Annotated in this window: 17 protein-coding genes; 5 read left to right on the top strand and 12 right to left on the bottom strand. The window is 68.1% G+C overall.

Annotated elements, in window-relative coordinates:
• Positions 1 to 21 precede the first annotated feature (21 nt).
• The 4 genes from BM199_RS28945 (at position 22) to BM199_RS28930 (ending at position 3,912) form a co-directional block, all read left to right on the top strand.
• The gene (locus tag BM199_RS28945) at positions 22 to 1,242 is read left to right on the top strand and encodes a PucR family transcriptional regulator (RefSeq protein WP_091678232.1); all 1,221 of its coding nucleotides are present in this window, start codon (positions 22 to 24) and stop codon (positions 1,240 to 1,242) included.
• A 183-nt stretch (positions 1,243 to 1,425) separates the two neighbouring features.
• Complete coding sequence (locus BM199_RS28940) at positions 1,426 to 2,391, top strand: penicillin-insensitive murein endopeptidase (RefSeq protein WP_091678229.1); 966 nt, start codon at positions 1,426 to 1,428, stop codon at positions 2,389 to 2,391.
• Positions 2,392 to 2,473: 82 nt separating this feature from the next.
• Positions 2,474 to 2,836 carry a DUF2203 domain-containing protein gene (locus tag BM199_RS28935; RefSeq protein WP_091678227.1) on the top strand — a complete coding sequence of 121 codons (363 nt, stop codon included), beginning with the start codon at positions 2,474 to 2,476 and terminating at the stop codon, positions 2,834 to 2,836.
• Between the two features lie 47 nt (positions 2,837 to 2,883).
• A complete protein-coding gene (locus tag BM199_RS28930) occupies positions 2,884 to 3,912 on the top strand; it encodes a S1C family serine protease (RefSeq protein WP_091678224.1) in 1,029 nt (342 codons plus the stop codon).
• 133 nt (positions 3,913 to 4,045) lie between these two features.
• Here the strand turns inward: BM199_RS28930 and BM199_RS28925 are convergent, their stop codons facing one another.
• The 10 genes from BM199_RS28925 to BM199_RS28880 form a co-directional block, all read right to left on the bottom strand.
• The gene (locus tag BM199_RS28925) at positions 4,046 to 5,449 is read right to left on the bottom strand and encodes a rhamnulokinase (RefSeq protein WP_091678221.1); all 1,404 of its coding nucleotides are present in this window, start codon (positions 5,447 to 5,449) and stop codon (positions 4,046 to 4,048) included.
• Between the two features lies 1 nt (position 5,450).
• Complete coding sequence (locus BM199_RS28920) at positions 5,451 to 6,857, bottom strand: L-fucose/L-arabinose isomerase family protein (RefSeq protein WP_091678219.1); 1,407 nt, start codon at positions 6,855 to 6,857, stop codon at positions 5,451 to 5,453.
• A 50-nt stretch (positions 6,858 to 6,907) separates the two neighbouring features.
• On the bottom strand, positions 6,908 to 8,953 hold the full coding sequence (locus BM199_RS28915) for a bifunctional aldolase/short-chain dehydrogenase (protein ID WP_091678216.1): 2,046 nt from the start codon (positions 8,951 to 8,953) through the stop codon (positions 6,908 to 6,910).
• A gap of 94 nt (positions 8,954 to 9,047) precedes the next feature.
• Positions 9,048 to 9,209, bottom strand: coding sequence for a hypothetical protein (locus tag BM199_RS34050; RefSeq protein ID WP_177242843.1), 162 nt, complete (start codon positions 9,207 to 9,209; stop codon positions 9,048 to 9,050).
• Position 9,210: 1 nt separating this feature from the next.
• The gene (rhaI, locus tag BM199_RS28910) at positions 9,211 to 10,377 is read right to left on the bottom strand and encodes an L-rhamnose isomerase (protein WP_091678213.1); all 1,167 of its coding nucleotides are present in this window, start codon (positions 10,375 to 10,377) and stop codon (positions 9,211 to 9,213) included.
• Between the two features lie 25 nt (positions 10,378 to 10,402).
• Entirely contained in the window at positions 10,403 to 10,741 is a 339-nt protein-coding gene (locus tag BM199_RS28905) for an L-rhamnose mutarotase (RefSeq protein WP_281245768.1), read from the bottom strand.
• 316 nt (positions 10,742 to 11,057) lie between these two features.
• Positions 11,058 to 12,146, bottom strand: coding sequence for a rhamnose ABC transporter substrate-binding protein (gene rhaS, locus BM199_RS28895; RefSeq protein ID WP_091678205.1), 1,089 nt, complete (start codon positions 12,144 to 12,146; stop codon positions 11,058 to 11,060).
• Positions 12,143 to 13,195, bottom strand: a complete 1,053-nt coding sequence (locus tag BM199_RS28890; protein ID WP_091678203.1) for an ABC transporter permease — start codon at positions 13,193 to 13,195, stop codon at positions 12,143 to 12,145. The genes rhaS and BM199_RS28890 overlap by 4 nt, the downstream gene beginning before the upstream one ends.
• The gene (locus BM199_RS28885; RefSeq protein ID WP_091678201.1) at positions 13,188 to 14,240 is read right to left on the bottom strand and encodes an ABC transporter permease; all 1,053 of its coding nucleotides are present in this window, start codon (positions 14,238 to 14,240) and stop codon (positions 13,188 to 13,190) included. The genes BM199_RS28890 and BM199_RS28885 overlap by 8 nt, the downstream gene beginning before the upstream one ends.
• Positions 14,237 to 15,766 (bottom strand): sugar ABC transporter ATP-binding protein, encoded by a 1,530-nt coding sequence (locus tag BM199_RS28880; protein ID WP_091678199.1) that lies wholly within the window; start codon positions 15,764 to 15,766, stop codon positions 14,237 to 14,239. The genes BM199_RS28885 and BM199_RS28880 overlap by 4 nt, the downstream gene beginning before the upstream one ends.
• Positions 15,767 to 16,078: 312 nt before the next feature.
• Here BM199_RS28880 and BM199_RS28875 point away from each other — a divergent pair, with 312 nt between their 5' ends.
• Positions 16,079 to 17,092, top strand: a complete 1,014-nt coding sequence (locus BM199_RS28875; protein WP_091678196.1) for a LacI family DNA-binding transcriptional regulator — start codon at positions 16,079 to 16,081, stop codon at positions 17,090 to 17,092.
• 18 nt (positions 17,093 to 17,110) lie between these two features.
• Here the strand turns inward: BM199_RS28875 and BM199_RS28870 are convergent, their stop codons facing one another.
• A complete protein-coding gene (locus BM199_RS28870) occupies positions 17,111 to 18,028 on the bottom strand; it encodes a methylenetetrahydrofolate reductase (protein WP_177242844.1) in 918 nt (305 codons plus the stop codon).
• 212 nt (positions 18,029 to 18,240) lie between these two features.
• Positions 18,241 to 19,541 (bottom strand): adenosylhomocysteinase (gene ahcY / locus BM199_RS28865; RefSeq protein ID WP_091678194.1); only part of this gene is annotated, 1,301 nt, incomplete at its 5' end.

Raw genomic sequence — 19,541 nt, 5'->3', positions numbered from 1 at the left:
GTGCCGTGCGATTGTCGGCCGATGCAAGCACCGGCACCTGGTCAGCCGAAACCGGAGTTGACGAAGCCGCCGAAGGGCGCACTGCACATTTTGAGCCGGGTGCTGTTGGGCGAACTGGACAGTCTGGCCGACCGGCTCACGCTGGTCGTCCTGCAGCGCGAACCCTCCTACGCCGAACTGGGTGTCGCCGCACCGGAAGAACTCCGGCTGAGCCTGCGGGACAACCTCGAGCGCGGCATCCAGTCGCTCGGCGAGGCGGTTCCCGACGGGGACGATCCACAGGACACCTCACGGGAGACCGGCCGCATCCGGGTACGGCAGGGCATTCCGCTGGAGGCCGTCCTCCGTGCCTATCGCCTGGGTGGCCGGGTGATCTGGGAGGCACTGCTGTCCACCTCCAGGGAGCGCTTCGGCGGAAAGTACGACCACGACCTGCTCGAGGCGGCCAGCTATGTCTGGCGGGTGATCGACTCGAGTTCCTCGGCGCTGGTGGACGCCTACCGGCTGGAGGAGGCGCGGCTGCGCAGTCACGAGCTCAGCCGCAAACATGCCTTTCTGAACGCGCTGCTGGAGGGCCGTGGAGGAGACCCGGCACTCGCCACAGAGGCCGCCGCGGCGCTCGGCCTGCCACCGACGGGGCCACTGATCTGTATCGTCGCCCCGGTCGACAGCCCACGCGACGACCCGCTGCGCTCTCCGCAGGACGCGCTCGGCTCACACGGGATCGTCTCCTCGTGGCATGTCCGTCCCGCCGACATCGTCGGCCTTGTGGCACTCGGTGAACGCACCCCGGCCGAAGTGCTGGAGGCGCTCGGCCCCGCGGTGGCCGGGCGCGTCGGCGCCGCACCGGTGATCACCGATTTCGCGGAGATCGGGGTGGCGTACGGCATGGCACAGACCGCGGCCCGGACACTGGCCGAACCGGGCGTCGCCGCACTCGACGAACGGCTGCCGGAGGCGCTGCTCGTCGGCAGCCCGCATCTGGTTCCCCGGCTGGAACAAGTGGCCTTCGGGGACCTGCTCGACCTCCCGGAGGCCGAGCGGCAGACCATGCTGGAGACTCTGGACGCGGTGATCGACAGTGGCGGGTCACCCACGCACGCCGCACAGCGGCTCTACTGTCATCGCAACACGGTGATCTACCGGCTCCAGCGAATCGAGACGGTGACCGGTCGCAAGATCGCCGATCCGCGCGACCGGCTTCTGCTCACCCTCGGCCTCATGGCGTTCCGTCAGCGGTGAACCGGTGCACGGGAAATAGAAACCATACGCATTTCTCACTTTTTCCCAATTGCCGTCAGGAACTTTTCCCGCACGACCGAACGCTGGTCGGGTAGAGCTCGGTGCACCTATCTTCTGAACACTGTTTTCTGTTCGGAATTCGGGTTGTTCACACCGCCGACGTGCGGCGCAGGAGGTCCCCAGATGAGAACGTTCCTTCGGTTCGCCATGGCGGTGGTGATGCTGGTGAGCACGGTGCTGCTCGCCGGATCCGCGCAGGCCTACTCCGGCGCCTTCTTTCCGACGCAGAGCAAGGGAAATCGCGGCGTGGACGTGCTCGCCGCGCAGTATCTGTTGCGCCATCACCGGCAGTCCGCCGACGCGGACTCCGTGTTCGGCACCGGCACGGACACCGCCGTCCGGGCTTTCCAGAAGGCGCGGTCCCTCGACGTGGACGGCATCATCGGCCCCAACACCTGGGCCAGGCTGGCGGTGACCACTCGCCAGGGCGACACCGGTGACGCGGTGCGGGCGCTGCAGGTGCAACTCAACGCGAAGCACAACGCGAAGCTCGGTGTCTCCGGCACCTATGACACCGCCACCCGCACCGCCGTCACGAACTTCCAGCGGCACGCCGGGATCGGGGTCGACGGGATCACCGGTCCGGCCACCTGGAAGAACCTGTTGTGGCACTACGATTATCCGGCGATGTCGAGCGGTCTGTGTGACAAGGACCCGGACAACAACGGCACGGTGAACTGGGGCACCGGTGCGACGGTCGGTCAACTCGAGGAGGCGGTGCGGCGGTTCGTTCCGAGCGGCAACGGCAAGGTGCCGCTCGGTGACATCTCCAGAGAACACGGCGGTTCCCTCAACGGCCACTCCAGCCATCAACTCGGCCTCGACGTGGACCTGTGGCCGATCCGCACGGACTCCGCCCAATGCTCCGCGGGCCGGATCACGTGGCAGTCCTCGACCTATGACCGCGCCGCCACCCGAAAGCTCGTCCAGGAGATCCGGGCCACCGCGCCTGGGCACGTCAAACTGATCTTCTTCAACGACCCCGTCCTGATCAGGGAAGGCCTCACCAGCCAGTACGCCAACCACGACAATCACCTGCACGTGCGTTACTGCGAGCGAGTCCACCCGAACTCCCTGTACCAGTGCTGACAGCCTCCGGCGGTGTGCTGGTGGGTCGCCGACCGCGGCCACCAGTCACCGGCAGCACCGCCGGGCATGGGACGCTGCTGAGATGGGACTGTTCACGGTGGAGGAGGCACGCGCCGAGCTGACGGCGTTGCGGCCGGTACTGGACGAGATCGTGACACTGCGGGCGGATGCGGCCGAACTCGCATTCGCGCAGACTCCGGGTGGCGCTCCGAGCGCACTCGGTGGACTCGCCGAACTCAAGGCCGCCCAGGCGCGGCTGGACGAACTGATGGCGATCGTGCAGGAGACCGGCGCCGAACTCAAGGGATTCGCGCCACTGCTCGTCGACTTCCCTGCCGACATCGACGGCGTGCCGGTGTTGCTGTGCTGGCTGGAGGGTGACGCCGGGTTGAACTGGTATCACCGCGCCGACCTCGGGTTCGCGGGGCGGCGGCCGCTCCCCTGACACCCGACGGGTGATTGGCGACCCGCATCCCGGGTACCCCTGCGACCGTGCGGACCACGAGAGCAAGAGCGGCCGGAGTCGCCGCCGCCTGCGCCCTGCTCCTCGCGGGCGGATGCACCGGCGGAGACTCCCAGCCCCAGAACCAGAACCAGAACCAGTCCAGCGTCACGGCACCGCCCGGGGAATCGGCACCGCTGGCCGACATCACCGAACGGCTGGCGCCGAGCGTGGTGACCGTGCGTACCGGCTCCGGAGTGGGCAGCGGAGTGGTACTGCGACCCGACGTGGTCGTCACCAACCAGCACGTCGTCGGCGATCACACCGACGTGCAGCTCACCTACGCCGACGGGACCGTGTCCCCCGGCGAGGTGCTCGCCACCGACACCGTCACCGACCTCGCCGTGGTGCGGACCGAACGCAAGAATCTGCCGGTACCCGAGTACCGCACGCAACTGCCCCGGCCCGGCGAGACCGCGCTGGCGATAGGCAGCCCGCTCGGCTTCGAGAACTCCGTGACCGCGGGCATCATCTCCGGGCTGCACCGGGAGATCCCGGGTTCGGCCGCCAAGACCCAGTCACTGGTGGACCTGATCCAGACCGACGCCTCCATCTCCCCCGGCAACTCCGGTGGCGCCCTCATCGACGGACAGGGCCGCATCATCGGGGTGAACGAGGCGTACATCCCGCCCAACCAGGGAGCGGTCTCACTGGGCTTCGCGATCCCCGCGGCCACCGTCGTCGACACCGCGGACGAGCTGCTGGCCGACGGCACGGCGACCCATCCCTACCTCGGGGTCTCGCTCCGCCCGCTCACCCCGGCGATCCGTGAACAGCTCAATGTGCAGGCGGAAAGCGGCGCCCTCGTCACCGGGGTCGACGAGAACGGCCCGGCCACCTCCGCCGGTGTCCGGGCCGGTGACGTCATCACCTCGTTCGCTGGTCAGGACATCGCCGCGGTCGAGGACGTGCTCGCCGCGCTGCGCGATATCGAACCGGGCGAGGAGACCGGCCTGACCGTGTCGCGCGGGGGTGAGTCGCAGCAGCTGACCGTAGCCGTCGGCAAACGCGAGGGCTGAGCACGCGTCACGCGCCGCTGTCGTCGTCCACGACGATCACCTCGGGGATGCCCGTCTCGGCGACCGCGACGGCCCGGGCGGGAGTACCGCGTGTCGGTGGGGCAGGTGGCGAACAACGCCACACGCGGCCCGCTCATCGTAGTCCCGCCCGGCGCGCGGCCGCGTCCCAGCGACTCCGCCGTCCGCGTGGGAAGTATGTGGCGATGGGCGCGCTGCTGGACCTGATGTCCTGCAGCATGCCCGCGGCACGGGCCTGAACACCGATGTTGCCGATAGCGCTCGCCTCAACGGGCCCCGCGTGCACGGGCAGTCCACAGGCGTCCGCGGTCAACTGGCAGAGGAGCTCGTTGCGCGCGCCGCCACCGACAAGGTGCACGGTGCGAATCCGGCGTCCCGAAAGGCGGGCGGCGGTGTCGAGTGAACGGGCGTGCGCGAGAGCAAGTGACTCCAGGATCGTCCGCACCACAGCGGGTGGGGTCCTCGGCACGGGCTGTCCAGTTCGTCCGCAGACATCAGCGATCCGTTCCGGCATGTCCCCCGGGGTGAGGAACACCGGATCGTCGGGGTCCACAACGGACCCGAAGGCGGGCTCCGCCTCGGCCGCGGTCAGCACCTGCGCCAGGTCCACGTCGAGGCCCCGTCCGTTCCACACGCGCAGGGACTCGCTCAGTAGCCACAGGCCCATCGTGTTGCGCAGGAAGCGAACCGTGCCGTCGATCCCGGCCTCGTTCGTGAAATTCGCCATTCGCGCTCGCTCATCGAGCACCGGCGAGGGCAGTTCGAGTCCCACGAGGGACCAGGTGCCACAGGAGATGTAGCCGAAGTCCGAACCGGACGCCGGAACGGCGGCGACTGCTGACGCCGTGTCGTGCGAGGCGACGGCCACGACCGGAATACCGCCAGGACCGACCCCGATCCGCTCACCAGGTCCGCGCAGCGGGGGCAGCAGTGGTGCCGGGATCGGGGTTCGGGCGAGCAGCTCCGTTGACCAGCGGCGGGTCGACGCGTCGAGCAGTCCCGTGGTCGACGCGTTGGTCACCTCGGCGCCGATCCTCCCGGTCAGGCGGTACGCCAGCAGATCCGGCAGGAGCAGCATCCGCGCATCGGCGAGGCGTTCCGGCGGCTCGGCGAGCAGTTGGTAGATCGTGTTGAACGGTAGATACTGCAGGCCGGTCATCCCGTACAGGGTCGCGTCGTCCACGGTCGCGCGCAGGCGTTCGGCCATGCCGTCGGTCCGCGGGTCGCGGTAGCACCGCACGTCCCCGGAAAGTTGCCCGTCCGGACCGAGCAGACCGTAGTCCACGGCCCAGGAGTCGATCCCGACCGACACGGGGCGGGCGCAGGCGGTGTCGGCGAGACCGGCGCGGATCTCGGCCTCCATCTCCCCGACGTCCCAGCGCAACCCGCCCTCGGGCCGCTCGCGCGGTCCGGTGGCGAACCGGCGGACCTCCGACAGGGCGATCCTGCCGTCGGTGACCTCTCCGAGCATGACCCTGCCACTGGAGGCGCCGAGGTCGACGGCGACGAACGAGTCCATGTCAGACCACTGTCAGCGGGAGGTCGAGCAGGCTCGCCACCGCACGTAGCTCGCCGACCCGGTGCCCGAGACCGAGCGCCCAGTGGTGCGCGACACCGCTGGCCGACCAGTCGTCCGTCCACTCCCCCGGATCCCGCCCGAAGTCCACCCGGCTGGTGGTGTTGCCGATCCGCATGAGCGGACCGTCGACGACCTGGCCCTCCGCCACGATGAGCGAGTACCGCCCCTCGCGGTCCTGGCCCACGCCGAGCAGCGTGACCGGACCGTGCGCGACGTCGAACTCCACCGAGACGCCCCAGCCGCGTTTGCCGTGATAGACGCCGAGACCACGCAGCAACGGTTTCTTCGCGCTGATCGCAAGGTGCGCGGGCCCGTCGTGGCCCATCTCGACGTGCCCGCGCTCGAAGTCGAGTGCCTGCAGCTCGGTGAAGGAGCCGCCCGCGCCGAGCACGTCCATGATCAGCATCGCCATGCTGGTGCGCAGTTCGTACTCCCCCGCCGCCGGGATGCCCCGCGCGGTGAGCAGGCTCGCGCCGAGGATCATGCCCGCGCCGAGGCGTTCGTGGATCTCCCCGTCAAGACCCCGGTGGTAGTACGCGAGACTGTCCAGGTCGAAGTCGGCGACGAGCCGGTCGAGGCCGACCGACACCTTCGCGCCCCAGACGAGGTAATCGGGGTTCACCGACTCGTCCAGCTCGAAGACCGACTCTGCCTCGGTGACCTTGGCCGCGACCTCGGCGTCGGTGACCTGCTCCACCCGCATCCGCAGGTCGTCGAACTCCAGCACCTCGACGTGTCCGCCGAGCTGCGCGCTGACCATGGTCAGGTCGGTGGAGACGTCGTACATGCCCGGGTAGAGGTGCCCCATCAGGCCGTGTCGACCATGCCGCAGGACGGTCCGGACGGTGGCGGCGGAGATCCACCGCTCGATCTTCGTCCACGCGCGCTCGTCGTGCAGGTAGCCGGACACACTGCGGAACTCCACGCCCGCCCTGCGGAACGCGTTCGCCATTTCCGACAGCGGGCAGGCCCCGCAGTAGGCCAGCCACTGGCCGGTGTCCACTGTGGCATGCTCCATCGACTCCGTCGGCTGCAGATTGATCAGCAGCACCGGTGCCCCACTGCGCTGCGCGACCGGCATCAGCATGGTGGCCGTCATGTAGGTGGTGAGGAATCCGACGATGAGGTCGCAACCCGCCGCACGCAACCGTTCGGCGGCAGCCGCGCCGTCGCGGGCGTCGGAGATGAACCCGACGTCGACGATGTCCGCGTCGAACGCCGAGATCCGCTCGCTGACATAGGCCGACGACTTCTCGAGCGTCGGCAGCAGATCCGGGAACTGTGGCCAGTACGCCCCGAGCCCGCCCGCGACGAGCCCGATCTTCGGCCTGCGCCGTGTGTCGGTCATGAATCCTGCCTCTCCTCGTCGTTGCGGACCAGCGCTTCTGCCGACCCCGCCTACCGCAGGAATGCCGCCGCGACGCCCGCGTCGACCGGGACGTGCAGCCCTGTGGTGTGGGACAGTTCGCCCGCGGTGAGCACGAACACGGCGTTCGCGACATGCTCGGGCAGCACCTCCCGCTTCAGCAGCGTCCGCTGGGCGTAGAACTCGCCGAGCTTCTCCTCCGGCACGCCGTAGACCGCGGCGCGCTTCGCTCCCCATCCCGAGGCGAAGATGCCGGATCCGCGGACCACGCCGTCCGGGTTCACCCCGTTGACCCTGATTCCGTGCTCACCGAGTTCGGCCGCCAGCAACCGCACCTGGTGCGCCTGGTCGGCCTTGGTCGCGCCGTACGCGACGTTGTTCGGCCCCGCGAACACCGCGTTCTTGCTCGCGATGTAGACGATGTCACCGCCCATGTCCTGCGCGATCATGGCCCGCGCCGCCTCGCGCGAGACGAGGAAGGACCCCTTCGCCATCACGTCGTGCTGCAGGTCCCAGTCCGCGCCGGTGGTCTCCAGCAGCGGCTTCGACACTGACAGCCCCGCGTTGTTCACCACGAGGTCCAACCCGCCGAACGCCAGGGCACAGTCGGCGACCGCACCCGCGACACCCGTCTCGTCGGTGACGTCAGCCGCGACCGCGATGGCCGTGTCAGCGCCGCCCAGCTCCGCCGCGACCGAGGCCGCCGCCTCGTCGTCGCGGTCGGCGACCGCGACGCAGGCGCCCTCGGCGGCCAGCCTGTGCGCGATCGCCTTGCCGATCCCGGATCCCCCGCCGGTCACCAGCGCGATCCGCCCGGCCAGCGGCTTGGCTGCCGGCATCCGACGCAGCTTGGCCTCCTCGAGTTCCCAGTACTCGATGCGGAACTTCTCCGACTCCGGGATGGGGGCATAGGACGAGACGGACTCGGCGCCCCGCATGACGTTGATCGCGTTGACGTAGAACTCACCCGCGACCCGCGCTGTCTGCTTGTTCCTGCCGAAGCTGAACATGCCCACGCCCGGCACGAGCACGATCGCGGGGTCGGCGCCGCGCATCGGCGGTGAGTCCGGCGTGGCGTGACGCGCGTAGTAGGCGGCGTACTCCTCGCGGTACGCGGCGTGCAGCTCCCGCACGCGCTCGATCACCCGCTCCAGCGGCGTGCCGGCGGGCAGGTCCACCACCAGTGGAGCGACCTTCGTCCGCAGGAAGTGATCAGGACACGAGGTGCCGAGCGCCGCGAGCCGGGGATGCTCGGTTCGCGACAGGAATTCCAGTACCCCGGGGCTGTCGGTGAAGTGCCCGAGCACAGCGTCACCGGTGGACGCCAGGCCGCGCAGCACCGGGAACAGTGCGGCCGCCCGCTCCCTGCGTTCCCGCTCGGGCAGTGGCGCGTAACCCGGAAGCACCGCCCCGAACGGTTCGGCGGCCCCGTGTTCGGCCAGATACGCCTCGGCCGACCGGATGATCTCCAGCGAGTTCCGCTTGCACCCCTCGCTGTCCACCCCCCATGCGGTGATGCCGTGGCCACCGAGAACGCAGCCGATCGCCTCCGGGTTCGCCGATTTCACCTCGGCGATGTCCAGTCCCAGCTGGAAGCCCGGCCGCCGCCACGGCACCCACACCACCCGGTCACCGAACACCTTCCGGGTGAGTTCTTCGCCGTCGATCGCCGTGGCCAGCGCGATTCCCGAGTCGGGATGCAGGTGGTCGACGTGCGCGGCGTCGACGAGGCCGTGCATCGCGGTGTCGATACTCGGCGCGGCACCGCCCTTGCCGTGCAGGCAGTAGTCGAACGCGGCCACCATCTCGTCCTCGCGGGCCTCGCCGGGGTAGGTGTCGACGAGGGCCCGCATTCGGTCGAGGCGCAGCACCGCGAGCCCGGGCTCGGTGAGGGTGCCGAGGTCACCACCGGATCCCTTGACCCACATCAGTTCGACATCGGTACCGGTGACGGGGTCGACGGCCGTGCCCTTCGCGGAGGCGTTGCCGCCCGCGAAGTTCGTGTTCCTCCGGTCGGCGCCGAGCTCGTGCGAGCGGGCGAGCAGCTCGGCCACGGCCGGATGAGACTGGCTGGTCATTGGAGACTCCTTCCGAGTACGCGAAATGTTCGGCGGTGTATCGGCCCGGTGGTGCCCGCAGGTCGCGCCCGTCGGCGGACGCGCCCGCGGGAGGTCAGCCGAGACGGAAGTCGGCCACCCGCATGGGCGAGGGCGTGGTCCCACTCGAGGCCTGCTGGTACTGCACGGACAGCGCACAGTCAACGGCGACTCTGGAGTACAGCGCCGAGGTGTCCAGCAGCGCCAGAACCATCGCGAGGAACAGCGTCCGTCGCACGTCAGGCTCCCCACCCGGCGGCCGCGCCGCCGACTCGTTCCGCACGGATCTTCGCGGCGTGCCCACTGCGGTGGTACGCGGCGATCGGATCGGGGTCGAGCCCCATGTCCTCGCGCAGCTCGGCGAGCAGTGGCCGCACGTCGGTGGCGAACGCGTCGACGAGCACGGCGTTGGCGTCAAGCACGTCACCGGCCTGCTGTGCCGTCCGCAGCGCGTCGGTGTCGACCAGCAGCGCCTTGGCCGTGGCCTCCTGCACGTTCATCACCGAGCGGATCAGCGCCGGGATCTTCGGCTCGATGTTGTGGCACTGGTCGAGCATGAACGCCACGCCCGAGTTCGGGTCGAGTCCGCCGCCGAACACGATCTCCGACATGATCCGGAACAGCTGGTAGGGGTCGGCCGCGCCGACCATCAGGTCGTCGTCGGCGTAGAACCGCGAGTTGAAGTGGAAGCCGCCGAGCCTGCCCTTGCGCCGCAGCAGGGCGACGATGAACTCGATGTTCGTGCCGGGGGCGTGGTGCCCGGTGTCCACGAGTACCTGTGCCTTCGGACCCAGCTCCAAACAGTGTGCGTAGCTGGTTCCCCAGTCGGGCACGTCCGTGGCGTAGAAAGCCGGCTCGAAGAACTTGTACTCCAAGAGCATCCGCTGCTGCTCACCGAGCCGGTCGTACACCACACGCAACGACTCCTCGAGCCGCTCCTGCCGTGCCGAGATCGAGTCCTGACCCGGATAGTTCAGGCCGTCGGCCAGCCAGACGGACAGATCGCGGGAACCGGTCACATCCATGATGTCGATGCACTCCAGGAAATGGCCGACCGCCTTTCGGCGGACGGCCGGGTCCGGATTGCAGAGGCTGCCCAGCCGGTAGTCGTCGTCCTGGAACACGTTCGGGTTGACCGCCCCGATGGTCACCCCGGCGTTCTTCGCGTGCTGGGCGAGTTCGGCGTAGTCGGACACCGCGTCCCACGGGATGTGCACTGCCACGCTCGGCGCCACACCGGTGAACCGGTGCACGGTCGCGGCGTCGTCGATCTTCTCGAAAGCGTCCCGCGGGATGCCCTCCTGTGCGAACACTTTGAATCGGGTACCGGAGTTGCCGAAGGCCCACGAGGGGGTCTCGATGTGCTGCGTGCGCAGCACCCCTTTCACGGCGGATCGGTCGGGCATCGTGCGGTCCTCCCTTGAGGGTTCGTCAGTCGAGGTGGAAGACCTCGGTCAGTGGCGCGATTCCCGCGTCCGCCCTGCCGTCGAGGTCCTCGAAGAACGGCGCCATCTCGGCCTGCCACCGCGCGTTCACCTCGGTGGCCGCCATCCCGGCCAGCGCGGCGTCGAAGTCGTCGGTCTCGAGATATCCGACGAGCAGGCCGTCCGGTGCGAGGAACAGCGAGTAGTTCCGCCAGCCGGTCTCCCGCAGCGCGGCCAGCATCTCGGGCCAGACCTCGGCGTGCCGCCTGCGGTACTCCTCCATCCGGTCGGGTCTGACCTTGAGGAGGAAACACACCCGCTGTTCCTTGCCACCGTTCCCGCCCACTGCCATCAGTGTTTGTCACAAACGCGCGTCACGTTCGACTCGGCGGGGGCAGCGGCGCGAAGCGCCTCCGTCTGGGCGGGGGCGGGAGACGGGTGGGCGGGAGACGGGTGGGCGGGAGACGGGTGGGCGGGAGACGGGTGGGCGGGAGACGGGTGGGCGGGAGACGGGTGGGCGGGAGACGGGTGGGCGGGGCTCGGAACTGTAGTGCGAACAGCACCACCGGACGTCATACGCCCCGCCTCCTCGCTCGTGGGCTCCGCCGCGCGCGTTCTCCGGGTCGCCATTGCCACATAGCTCCGCTTCACGTCTCCTGCCATCAGAAGTCGTAGTCGTCGATGTTGTCGGCGTTGAACGTCGTGGGCGGTCCGAGGATGATCTCGCCGTCCTTGCCGATCGTCCGCTCGCCGAGCTCACCGGCCTTGAGCACCTCACCCTCGGCGCCGGTGATCTGTCCTGATGCGAGGGCCGCTGCCGCGTAGCCGGCGAGGTAGCCGAGCTGCGTCGGGTCCCACAGGGCGAACTCCTTGACGGTGCCGTCCTTGATGAACTGCCGCATCTGGTTCGGTGTGCCGAGACCGGTCAGCGCCACCTTTCCCTTGTAGGGCGAGGAGGAGATGTAGCGGGCCGCGGCGGAAATACCCACGGTTGTCGGCGAGACGATCCCCTTCAGGTCCGGAATGGACTGCAGCAGCGCCTGGGTCTCCTGGAACGACTTCTGGTCGTCGTCGTCCCCGTAGGCGACCGTGACCAGCTCGATGCCGGAGTACTCGGGCTTGGTCAGCTCGTCCTTCATGAACTCGATCCAGGTGTTCTGGTTGGTCGCGTTCGGGGTCGCCGAGAGAATCGCGATCTTGCCCTTGCCACCGATCTGTTCGGAGATCAGCTTGATCTGCGAGCGACCGATGTCCTCGGAGTTCGCCTGATTGACGAAAACCTGGCGCGCGTCCGGAGCGGCGTCGGAGTCGTAGCTCACCACCGCGATGCCCTTGGCCATCGCCTCCTTCAGCGCGGGGGCGACGGCGTTGGGATCGTTTGCCGCGATGACGATCGCGTCCTGGTTCTGCTGGATCAGTGTGTTGATGTAGGAGACCTGCGAGGATGCCGACGCGTCCGAGGGGCCGACCTCCTTGGCCGTTCCCTTCAGTTCCTCGATCGCGCTGATGCCACCCTCGTCGACGATGTTCTCGTAGGGGTTGTCGATTTCCTTTGGCAGGAACGCGACCTTCAGGTTCTCCTTGATGGGCGCGTTCGGGTCGGCGACCTTCTCGGTACCGCCGGAGTTCCCCGTGTCCTCCGAAGCGGAGTCCTTCGTGGTGCCGCCACAGCCCGCGATCAGGGCGAGGGCCAGCCCGGCGCCGGTGGCCGCACGCACGGCCCGGTTCCATCGTGTACGGGAGCGGATCATCGTTGGTCCTCCTGTGGGGAACCATGGGTTGCGGACGCACCCACGGGGTCGGGAAGGGGCTCGTCGGGCGCCCGCGTCGCGGGGACGGCGGCGACCGGATGGCGGCGCCTGCGGTGGAGCAGGCCCGCGACCACCGGCACCAGCACGGAGATGATCAGCAGCAGCCCACTGATCACGTTCTGGATCTCGTTGGTCACGTCGTTGAGGAAGAGGACGTTGCGCAGACCCGCCATCAGCAGCAGGGCACTCGCGACGCCGATGACCGTGCCGCGGCCACCGAAGATCGAGACGCCCCCGAGCAGTACGGCGGCCACCGCGATCAGTTCGAGTCCGTTCGCGTTGTCGGCCCTGGCACTGTTGTAGCGCAGGGTGTACACGAGCGAGGCGACCGCGCAGAGCAGTCCGGACACGATGTAGAGGGTGATCTTGATCCGGTCGACCCGGATACCGGAGAACCGGGCCGTCTGCTCGCCGAGGCCGATCGCGTAGAGCGAGCGCCCGACCGGGGTGAAATGCACGACGAGCGCCACGATCACGCCGACGACCAGGACGAGGACCGTCGCGTAGGGCAGGAAGGTGCCCGCCACGGTCTCGGTGGCCAGCGGCCGGTACGCCTCGGGGAAGCCGGTCACCGCCCCGTCACCGAGTACGACATAGGCCAGTCCCCGGTACAGCCCGAGGGTGCCGATCGTGACAGCGAGCGCGGGGAGGCCGAACTTGACGATCAGGCCCGCGTTCACCGACCCGAGCACCGCCCCGGCTAGCAGGACGAGCGGCACGATCGTCTCGAACGACACCCCCGCGTTCCACAGCGCTCCGGTCAGTGCGGAACAGAACCCGAGCACCGAGGCGACGGAGAGGTCGATCTCCCCGGTGAGGATGATCGGCAGCAGCGCGAGCGCGAGCAGCGCGATCTCGGTGTAGTCGAGCAGCAGGAAGCTGATGTTGTCGGGCTCGGCGAAGCCCGGCGTTCCGGTGGCACCGAAGACGAAGACCACGACGGCGAGCGCCAGCAGGATCGTCTCCCAGCGAAAGATCTTGTCACGCACGAGGCACGCTCCTCTCCGAGCCGGAAGGTGTGTCCGCGGGCGGGGGCCCTGCCTTCGCGTTTCGCTCCCTGCGCAGCCGTTCGGCCATCCGCAGCATCACCGCCCTGTCCATCGAGATGGCCAGCAGCAGCGCGGCGCCGTCGACCGCGCGCTGCCAGAAGGCGGGCACACCGAGAATCGGCAGCGCGCTGGTGATGGTCGTGAGCAGCAGGGCGCCGAGCACCGCACCGAGTACCGACCCGCTGCCACCGAAGATCGCCACACCGCCGACCACGACCGCCGCGACGACGGCGAGTTCCTTACCGGTTCCCACGGAGGCGTTGATGGTCCCGAAGTACGAGGCGTGCAACACCCCGGCGAGCCCGACGAGTGCGCCGGAGATCACGAAGGCGGTGAAGACCCTCCTGCCCGCCGGGATTCCGGCGAGACGTGCGGCCTGCGGGTTCGACCCGATCGCGTACAACTCGCGGCCACTGCGCCAGTTGTGCAGGGCGTAGCCGACCAGGACCAGCATCGCCAGCGCGATGAGTGAGAGGTTCGGGATGCCGAACACCGAACCACTGCCGAAGGCGAGGAAATCCGGCGACATCTGGTCGGCGTTCACCTGGTGGGTGTCGGTCGCACTGGCCCATCCGTAGTTGACCCCACGGAACACGTAAAGCGTCCCGAGCGTCACCACGAGCGCGGGCACCTTCGCGATCGCGACGAGCGCCCCGTTGAAGGCTCCGCACACGGCGCCGAGCGCCATCCCCGCGAGCAGCACCAGGATCACCGGGGTGCCGGGGCTGGAGATGAACAGCTGACCGGAGAGGAACGCGGTCAACCCCATCACCGAGCCGACCGAGAGGTCGATGTTCCGGGTGATCACGAGCAGTGTCTGCCCGATCACCAGCAGGGCGATGATCGAGGCGTTGAGGAACAGATCGTGCACGCCCTGCGGACTCAGGAACCCGGGGTTCACCGCGGTGGTCACGGCGACCACCGCGACCAGCACCCCGACGATGCTCATCTCCCTGCCGGAGAGGAGGTCGCGCAGCCGATTCATGCGGCACTCCCCCCGGACGCGTCGCTGCCGGTGGCCGCTCGCATCACCGCCTCCTCCGTCGCGTCCGCACCGGCGAACTCCGCGGCCAGCCGTCCCTCGTGCATGACCAGCACCCGGTCGGACATCCCGAGGACCTCGGGCAGTTCGGAGGAGATCATCAGGATGGCCATTCCTTCGGCGGCGAGATCGGAAAGCAACGTGTGGACCTCGACCTTGGCGCCGATGTCGATGCCCCGTGTCGGCTCGTCCACGATGAGCACCGAGGGCTCCGTCGCGAGCCACTTGCCCAGCACCACCTTCTGCTGGTTCCCACCGGACAGGGTGGACACCGCATCGCCCGGCCGCCCGTACTTCAGCGAAAGGCGTTCGCCCCAGCTCACGGCCAGTTCGCGCTCGCGGGCACTCCTCGTGATGCCCGCGGGAGACACCGCGCGCAACCGGGGCAGGCTGGCATTGCGTTCGATGGAGAGTTCGAGCACCAACCCCTGTTCCCTGCGGTCCTCCGGCACGAGCGCGATACCGCTGTCGATCGCAGCGCGCGGATCCGCGGGGGGTACGGTCCTACCGTCGACGGACACCGTGCCCGCATCCCGTCCGTCCACTCCGAACACGGCACGGGCCACCTCGGACCTTCCTGAGCCGACGAGTCCGGCGAGACCGACGATCTCACCGCGCCGTACGGAGAACGAGATGTCACTGAAGACTCCGGCGCTGGTGAGCCCCTCGACCACGAGCACCTCCGCCCCGGCCACGTGGTCCCTGCGCGGGAAGAGCTGTTCGACCGACCGGCCGACCATTCGCCGGACCAACGTGTTCTGGTCGATCTCGGTCATCCGCTCGGTGGCGACGAAGGCGCCGTCGCGCAACACGGTCACCCGGTCGCACAGTGCGTACATCTCGTCGAGGCGGTGGGAGATGAACAGCAGCGCCGCGCCCTGTTCGGCGAGTCCTCTGGCGACCCGGAAGAGTCGTTCCGCCTCCACAGCGGACAGCGCGGCCGTCGGCTCGTCCATGACGATGATCCGAGCGTCGCCCGAGAGCGCCTTCGCGATCTCGATGATCTGCTGGTCCGCGATGGACAGTCCACGGGTCGGGCGTGCGGGATCGATGGCGACACCGAGCCGGTCGAACAGTTCCACGGCCCGCCGATGCATCTCCCTGCGATCGATCCGGCGTCCCGGGCGCAGCGGCTGGCGACCCATGTACACGTTCTCGGCCACCGAGAGGTCCGGAAACTGGATGGGTTCCTGATGGATGACCGCGACCCCGCGCTGCTGAGCCTCCCTCGGCGCCGAAAACCGCACGGGAGCCCCGTCGAGCAGCACCTCACCCGAATCCGGCCGGTGCTCCCCGCCGATGATCCGCACCACGGTCGATTTTCCCGCGCCGTTCTCCCCGGCGAGCGCGTGCACCTCTCCGGCTCGCAGTGCCAGCGAGACCTCGCGCAACGCCCGTACGGCCTGGAACGACTTGCTGACGTCTCGGAGCTCGAGGAGCGGAACGGGACCGTGCTCCCGTGCTTCCACGATGTCCTCCTTCGTTGGAGGCCAGCCGAGCGGCTGAACATTGATGGGTGAAACGTTTCATCAAGATTGGCGCTCAAGTTAGCCGGGTCACACTCGACCGTCAAGGCAGCTACCCACGTGCGGTTACGTAACAATTCCGGCAACTACAGCGCGATGGGGAGAGTTGGCGTGCGGTAACGTTGGCGGCAACACGGGGAGCCAAAGGTGGCCTGGGTCACCAAAGACGACCACGGCTGGTTAAATCGTTTCAGAAGGTTGTAGGGCCGCCTCAGCAAAACGCTCGTCCAGCGGTCCGACGTGAAGGGGCAGGGTATGTCACCGGGGATCAAGGACGTCGCAGAACGCGCCGGAGTGTCGATCGGCACCGTGTCCAACGTGCTCAACCACCCCGAGCGCGTCTCCGAGCACACCAGGTCAGCGGTGTTGTCGGCGATCTCCGCGCTCGGCTTCGTGCGTAACTCCTCCGCGGCCCAGCTCAGGGCAGGCACCAGCCGCTCACTCGGGCTGATCGTCCTCGACCTGGCCAACCCGTTCTTCCATGACGTCGCACGCGGGGTCGAGGCCGTCGCCGACGAGCTCGGATACGCCGTGGTCCTGTGCAACTCCGACGAACAGGCCGCAAGGGAGAACCGCTACCTGCAGGTACTGGAGGAGCAGCGGATCCGCGGCGTGCTGATCACACCGATCGAGGTCAGTTCACAGCGGCTCGACGCCATGCGCAGGCGAGGCACCCCCGCCGTGCTCGTCGACCGCCACGATCCGCGCGTCAACTGCTGCTCCGTCGCGGTGGACGACGTGGCCGGCGGGGAACTCGCCGGAGCGCACCTGCTGGCAGGCGGACACGAGCGGATTCTGTACGTCAGCGGACCCCTGGTGCTGAGCCAGTGCGCCGACCGTCTAGCGGGACTGCGCCAGGCCGTCGCCACGGCCGGAGGCGATCCGGAGCGGGTGATCGAGGTGGTCGAGGCATCCGCACTCAACGCACGGAGCGGATACGACGCCGCGATACGGCGGTTCACCGAAGGCACAACGACGACAGCGGCGTTCTGTGCGAACGACCTGCTTGCCCTCGGTGTGTTGCGCGGCGCCGTGAGCACCGGCCGCCGGGTGCCCGAGGACATCGCGATCGTCGGCTACGACGACATCGAGTTCGCCGCCGACGCGGCCGTCCCACTGACCTCGGTTCGCCAGCCGACCCAGCAGATAGGCCGCGCGGCGGCACAACTCCTCGTCGAGGAGTGCGACCAGCCCGACACCCACGCCCATCAGCAGGTCGTGTTCAAACCCGAACTCGTCGTGCGTGAGTCCACCGAAGGCAGGCCCTGAGAGTCGGACACAACCCCGTCATGCACGCGCCAGTGGCTCGACGGCGGGCAGGAGCGCAGGCGGGCGCAACCCGAGTCTGCTTACCAGCTCACGCGTCGCCTTGGCCCGGTTGAACGTGTAGAAATGCAGCTCGGGCACTCCCTCGGCCAGCAGCCGCTCACACAGCTCGGTGACGATGTCGAGGCCCTCGGCCCGGAACGCCTTCGGGTCGTCGGACAGCGGCTCCAGCCTGTCCAGCAGCCACTGCGGTGGGTTGGCGCCGGACAGCTCGATGGTCTTACGCAGGGTGCGCATGGTTGTCAGCGGCATGATTCCCGGGATCAGCAGACTGTCGCAGCCCGCCGCGGAGATCCGGTCACGCAGTCTGAGGAAGTCGTCGGCCTCGAAGAAGAGCTGCGCGATGGCGAAGTCCGCGCCGGCCCGCAGTTTGCGGACGAGGTGCGCCGTGTCCGTGTCCAGCTCGGCCGATCGCGGGTGCCCGTAGGGGAAGGCCGCCACCCCTACACAGAAGTCTCCGAGTTCCCGGACGAGCCGCACCAGCTCCTCCGCGTAGTTCAGTCCCTCAGGGTGCGGGGACCACGGGCCCAGCGGGTCACCGGGCGGATCACCGCGCAGGGCGAGGATGTTGCGCACACCGACCGACGCGAAGTGTCCGATGACGGTGCGCAGCTCGGACACCGAATGCCCCACGGCGGTGAGGTGCGCCATCGGCACCAACGTCGTGTCACTGGCCACCCTGGCGATATTGCGGATGGTGCCTTCACGACTTGACCCGCCCGCGCCGTAGGTGATCGACATGTAGGCGGGGTCCAGCGGCTCCAGTTCCCGGATCGAGCGCCACAGAATCTGCTCGTCGGCGGCGTCACGCGGCGGGAAGAACTCCACCGAGAACGTCGGCCGATGCTCCCGGGTCAGCCTGTCGGCGACCTTGCGCACAGTTAGCTCCCCTGATCTCGTATCCGGTTCCCATACCTCGCACTTTCCCGGGAAAGTGCGGGGCCGGAAGCTCCCGGCCCCAGGGCCACGGGTCTGCCCTCGCGCACTTTCCCGGGAAAGTGCGCGAGGGCGCGTGCGCCCGTGACCGGCACTTTCCCGGGAAAGTGACCTACGTGCACACGCACGCATCGCACTTTCCCGGGAAAGTGTCGTCAGTAACGGTAGTGGTCGGACTTGTACGGACCCTCGACATCGACATCGATGTACTCGGCCTGCTCCTTCGACAGCTTCGTCAACTCACCACCGAGCGCCTCGACATGAATCCGCGCGACCTTCTCATCCAGCTTCTTCGGCAACCGATACACCTCGTTGTCATACTCGGTGTGCTTCGTGAACAACTCGACCTGCGCGATCACCTGATTCGAGAAACTGTTCGACATCACAAACGACGGATGCCCCGTCGCGTTCCCCAAATTCAACAACCGCCCCTCCGACAACACCAAAATCGAATGCCCATCCGGGAACACCCACTCATCCACCTGCGGCTTGATGTTCACCCGACGAACCCCCGGATACCGCGCCAACCCCGCAATATCCAACTCATTGTCAAAATGACCGATATTACCCACGATCGTCTGATGCTTCATCCGCGCCATATGCTCGACCATCACCACATCCTTGTTCCCCGTCGTGGTGATCACAATGTCGGCCTCACCCAACGCCGACTCCAACGTCTTCACCTGATACCCATCCATCTGCGCCTGCAACGCACAAATCGGATCGATCTCCGTCACAATCACCCGGGCACCCTGCCCCCGCAACGAATCCGCCGCACCCTTACCCACATCCCCATACCCACACACCACAGCGACCTTGCCACCGATCAACACATCCGTACCCCGGTTGATCCCATCAACCAACGAATGCCGAATCCCATACCGATTATCGAACTTCGACTTCGTCACCGCATCATTCACATTGATCGCCGGGAACAACAACTCCCCCTGCGCCGCCAACTGATACAACCGCAACACACCCGTCGTGGTCTCCTCGGTCACCCCACGAATCCCCGCACCGACCTTCGACCACTTCCCCGGCTCCGCCGCCACCGACGCCCGCAACAACTCCAGGAAAACCTGCCACTCCTCCGGATCATCATCCTCCGCCGACGGCACCACCCCAGCACGCTCGAACTCCGCACCCTTGTGCACCAGCATCGTCGCGTCCCCACCATCATCCAAAATCATATTCGGGCCTGCTCGCAGGGCCCGATCATCAGACCCAGCCGGGCCCGCGCCCTCCCACGACAACATCCGCTCCGTGCACCACCAGTACTCCGCCAGCGACTCCCCCTTCCACGCGAACACCGGAACCCCCCTCGGCTCCTCCGGCGTCCCGTGCGGACCCACCACCACCGCAGCCGCCGCATGATCCTGCGTCGAAAAAATATTGCACGACGCCCACCGCACCTCCGCCCCCAACGACACCAACGTCTCGATCAACACCGCCGTCT

The sequence above is a fragment of the Amycolatopsis marina genome, from assembly GCF_900111885.1.
GTDB classification, from domain to species: Bacteria; Actinomycetota; Actinomycetes; order Mycobacteriales; family Pseudonocardiaceae; genus Amycolatopsis; species Amycolatopsis marina.
The sequence above is the reverse complement of the archived record's forward strand: the minus strand, read 5'-3'. Positions and strand labels throughout refer to the sequence as shown.

Excerpts from the sequence above, each read along its gene's own strand:
- BM199_RS28945 (WP_091678232.1), top strand. The coding sequence starts at position 22 with ATGCAAGCACCGGCACCTGGTCAGCCGAAACCGGAGTTGACGAAGCCG.
- BM199_RS28940 (WP_091678229.1), top strand. The coding sequence starts at position 1,426 with ATGAGAACGTTCCTTCGGTTCGCCATGGCGGTGGTGATGCTGGTGAGC.
- BM199_RS28935 (WP_091678227.1), top strand. The coding sequence starts at position 2,474 with ATGGGACTGTTCACGGTGGAGGAGGCACGCGCCGAGCTGACGGCGTTG.
- BM199_RS28925 (WP_091678221.1), bottom strand. The coding sequence starts at position 5,449 with ATGGACTCGTTCGTCGCCGTCGACCTCGGCGCCTCCAGTGGCAGGGTC.
- BM199_RS28920 (WP_091678219.1), bottom strand. The coding sequence starts at position 6,857 with ATGACCGACACACGGCGCAGGCCGAAGATCGGGCTCGTCGCGGGCGGG.
- BM199_RS28915 (WP_091678216.1), bottom strand. The coding sequence starts at position 8,953 with ATGACCAGCCAGTCTCATCCGGCCGTGGCCGAGCTGCTCGCCCGCTCG.
- rhaI (WP_091678213.1), bottom strand. The coding sequence starts at position 10,377 with ATGCCCGACCGATCCGCCGTGAAAGGGGTGCTGCGCACGCAGCACATC.
- rhaS (WP_091678205.1), bottom strand. The coding sequence starts at position 12,146 with ATGATCCGCTCCCGTACACGATGGAACCGGGCCGTGCGTGCGGCCACC.
- BM199_RS28885 (WP_091678201.1), bottom strand. The coding sequence starts at position 14,240 with ATGAATCGGCTGCGCGACCTCCTCTCCGGCAGGGAGATGAGCATCGTC.
- BM199_RS28875 (WP_091678196.1), top strand. The coding sequence starts at position 16,079 with ATGTCACCGGGGATCAAGGACGTCGCAGAACGCGCCGGAGTGTCGATC.